Annotated in this window: 3 protein-coding genes; all 3 read right to left on the reverse strand. The window is 45.8% G+C overall.

Going from position 1 to position 3,656, the window contains the following annotated elements:
- Positions 1 to 148 precede the first annotated feature (148 nt).
- Positions 149 to 682, reverse strand: coding sequence for a tetratricopeptide repeat protein (locus A3761_RS15180; RefSeq protein ID WP_068553114.1), 534 nt, complete (start codon positions 680 to 682; stop codon positions 149 to 151).
- Positions 673 to 2,976: a penicillin-binding protein 1B gene (gene mrcB, locus A3761_RS15185; protein ID WP_068553116.1), complete on the reverse strand. Its 2,304-nt coding sequence runs from the start codon at positions 2,974 to 2,976 to the stop codon at positions 673 to 675. The genes A3761_RS15180 and mrcB overlap by 10 nt, the downstream gene beginning before the upstream one ends.
- Positions 2,977 to 3,072: 96 nt before the next feature.
- Positions 3,073 to 3,435: a putative zinc-binding protein gene (locus A3761_RS15190; RefSeq protein ID WP_304439193.1), complete on the reverse strand. Its 363-nt coding sequence runs from the start codon at positions 3,433 to 3,435 to the stop codon at positions 3,073 to 3,075.
- Between the last annotated feature and the right edge of the window lie 221 nt (positions 3,436 to 3,656).

Below are 3,656 nucleotides of genomic sequence, written 5' to 3' on the forward strand. Positions count from 1 at the left end.
GCAGTTTGACCCAAGTATTGCTGGCGTATTTATTGAGATATTGAAAGATGAGTATTCATAGTTAAAAACATGTTCTTCTATCCTTACCAATCAAGCCGTGCTGGAAACACAAGTATCTAAAACTTAATGCTGACTTACACGCGCACAGTTAGAACGACTCTAGTTTCTCAAGTACAAGGTCTCTTAAACGCTTGTCGCCACTCGCTAGATAAAGCGCTCGCTGGTACATGCTTTTTGCTTTGTCATCTCCTCCCATTAAACGATATAAATCACCGTACTTGATAAATACCTCTGGGTTGTTTGGGGCGACCCGTATGGCTTGTTCGTATATTCGTTGGGCGCGTAGCCATTGTTGAGAGTTTTTTGCTTTTTCGGCTTTAGCAAGTAGAACGCTTAATATATTGCTTTCTACCTTGTTTATTTCTTTTACTTCTACATCTTGATTTTTGGCTGCATCACTATCGACAGTTATGCTTTTTTCCTCTGGTGTTACAGCTTTATTAAGTATGCTGTGAGGCTTGGATGTGATCGGTGAGTCGGCCTTTGAACTCGGTGTTACGGGGACAATGTTAGGCTTAGTCTGTGTGTTGAGTGAAGAACAAGCGCTCAGTAGGAGAACTGTACTGAGCACTAAAGCCAGAGGAGATGCCTTTAATAAATAACTGAGGCCTTCTAAAACCATGATTTTAACCACCCTTTCACCGATGAATAACCATTTTTACATGCTTGATATTCAGATGTATCTGGTTCACCCCAGACAGGAAGGTCTATAGCGCCCTTGCATCGTTCATCGGTGAGGTGAGCCGTGTTTTGATCAAACCAATGGTACTGGATGTTAGCAGGAGCTTCCATACTCAAGGGATATTGAGGGATGCGGCGAATAAAGTCGCTCCATAGCTGCAGGGCACCGCTGCTGCCGGTTAGGTGTGTTTCTTTATTGTCATCGCGGCCGAGCCAAAAGGTTGCTAGGTAATCTCCCGAGTAGCCTGAGAACCAACTATCCCGATTATCGTTAGTGGTGCCGGTTTTACCCGCAACCACCAGTTGCTCTGGTAGTTGTTTGTATGCAGAGCGCCCGGTGCCGGTTTGCATGGTCTTTACTAGTGCTTCTTGTAATAAATAAATCGCCTCGGGTGCAACTACTTGACTAAGCTTGAAAGGGTAGCGGGTTAAAGTTTCACCTTGTGCGTTGGTGACCTCGCGAATTCCTCTTAAGGGCATGTTGAAGCCATTACTGGCGATAGTTTGGTAGAGCTGCGTCACTTCAAGCGGTGACAATGATTGAGATCCTAGGAATAGAGAAGGGTAGGGCGTGAGCTCTCTTTTGACACCTAAACGCCTGAGCATGTCATGCACTGTGTCAATTCCTAGCTCTAAACCTAAGCGGGCACTTGCCAGATTGTAGGATTTAGCAAGCGCTAGATATAAGGGGACTTCTCCATGGCTTTCGTGATCAAAGTTCTGCGGCGCCCAGATTTGCCCATCTTCAAACTCTATTTTGAATGCCTGATCTGATACCAGCGTGCTGAGTTGATATTGTGAGGGTTTTTCCAGTGCGCTAAGGAATATTGACGGTTTAATGAGCGAGCCGATAGGTCTTCTTGCATCAAGAGCACGGTTAAAACCGCGGTATCGTGCTTTTCTGTCCCCAGCCATGGCGAGTATTTCCCCGGTGCCGGTTGCGGTGACCACGGCGCCTACTTGAAGCGTTCCTGTCTGTTTCACTGATTCGAGTGTTGGAAGTTTGCTGGCGATTGTATTCTCTAGCTGGTGCTGGAGCTGGGGGTCTAGACTGGTATATATCTTTAGCCCTTCAGTGCGTAGGTCGTCTTCATGGTAATCTTTTCCCAGCTGACGCTTTACCATGTCCATAAATGCCGGGTAGGGATTAGTCTGTAGAGTCGGCTTATCGATAACGTTTAATGTGTGAGTGATCGCCTCTTGATAGCGTTGATCGTCAAGGAGGTTCTCCTTGTTCAGAAGAGACAAAACCAGGTTGCGTCGTTTTAGTGCTCGTTCAGGAAAACGGCGAGGATTATAATAGGACGGGCCTTTGATCATGGCGACAAGTAGAGCGTGTTCGGAGATAGAGCAGGCACGTAAATCCTTGCCAAAGTAGTAGAGGCTGGCCGCTGCAAACCCGTGGATAGCGAGTGAGCCAGATTGACCGAGAAAGACATCATTCATGTAAGTTTCTAGGATGGACTGCTTGTCATAATGGGCTTCCAGCATCAGAGACATCAGTGCTTCATTTACCTTTCGGCTAAGTGATCGCTCTCGACTGAGATAAAAATTCTTGACCAATTGTTGGGTAAGCGTGCTGCCACCTTGAACAACTCTGCCCGCTTTCAGGTTTGCCCATGCAGCACGCGCTATGGATAGCGGTGAAATGCCTAAATGATGTTTAAAGTCACGATCTTCAGTGACAAGAAGGCTGGCAATGAGTTGGTCGGGTATGTCTTCGTAGGGTCGTAGGATTCTTTCTTCTTTAGTGCGGGGATAAATGCCGCCCACTTTTAAAGGCTCTAGTGTATAGAGCGCTTGATGACTACCCAGGCCTTGCAGCTGGGTGACGATATCGTTTTCTATATGAAAACGAAAGTGACTACTCTCTTGATAACCTTCAAGTGTTTGATGAGCAGGTACCTTTAGTTCAACAACTTGATGGGTGCTTGATAGGTGACGAATGGAGTAGCTGCGTTCGGATTTAGGTTCCGAACGGGCTTGATAACCTAGCATATTGAGTTCATCAAGCAGATTGTTGGCGTTTAGCGCCTTATCGTTATAAATTTCGAGGGTGCGGGCAAATACTTGAGCTGGAAGCGCCCACCGCTTGCCTTCAAACTTATATCTGACCTGAGCATCGAGATATATGCACCAGGCAAAGAGCAGTAAGGCCAAAACACTTAGTATCTTCAAGCTAGTTGGGCGAAGAAGGAGAGGGCGCTTGTGCCTGAAATTGGCGGAGTTAGTCATTTCGCGTCAAGTACTTATTGTTGCAGAAGCTGCTAGGGGCTGAAAGAGCTAGTGTATCAGAGCCAAGCGGAATGTGTGAGGCTTAATACGATAAGACTAAAAGTGCGTCTGAGGCTTACTTTGGATCGACGAAAGCTTTTTCGAAACATAAGTGTAAGCGTGTTCAAATTCTTGCTTTGAGAAGTTTTGATGCTTTACTTTCTTGAGTTCTAGGTCAGTCAGTGTGAGGTGAAGTGTGGGGGTGACTTGAACTTTGTTAAGGCATTGTTTTACACAATGCAAAGCACAGCCATCTAGGGCCAGGATCGGTCGCTCTGATTTCGCTTGTCTAACTAATGATTTAACCTGTCCGCCAACGCCTGCTATACAAGACATTTCAGCTTGTCCTAGACGGTTCAATTCTAGGGCTAATTGATTGGTAAGCTGGGCGACATTAGAGCAGCCAGAGCATGAGTACACGATAGGCTGCTGTTCTCTATGATTCATCTTTTACTATCAATATCAGTGAGTGCCAGAACTGTTAGGCGCGAGCAAAGAGTAGATTGTTTTCAATCGAGATATGACTTTGCAAATCTTCGATAAATTCAGAAATTAAGGCATAAAGCCTTGTCCAGGTATTACAAGCGTCTTCTGGTAATGTCAGCTGGTTCGTTAGCTCTGATAGCTGGGAGATTGCACCA

This window comes from Oleiphilus sp. HI0123 (assembly GCF_001635315.1).

Coding starts and splice junctions, on each gene's coding strand:
- A3761_RS15180 (WP_068553114.1), bottom strand. CDS start 682: ATGGTTTTAGAAGGCCTCAGTTATTTATTAAAGGCATCTCCTCTGGCT.
- mrcB (WP_068553116.1), bottom strand. CDS start 2,976: ATGACTAACTCCGCCAATTTCAGGCACAAGCGCCCTCTCCTTCTTCGC.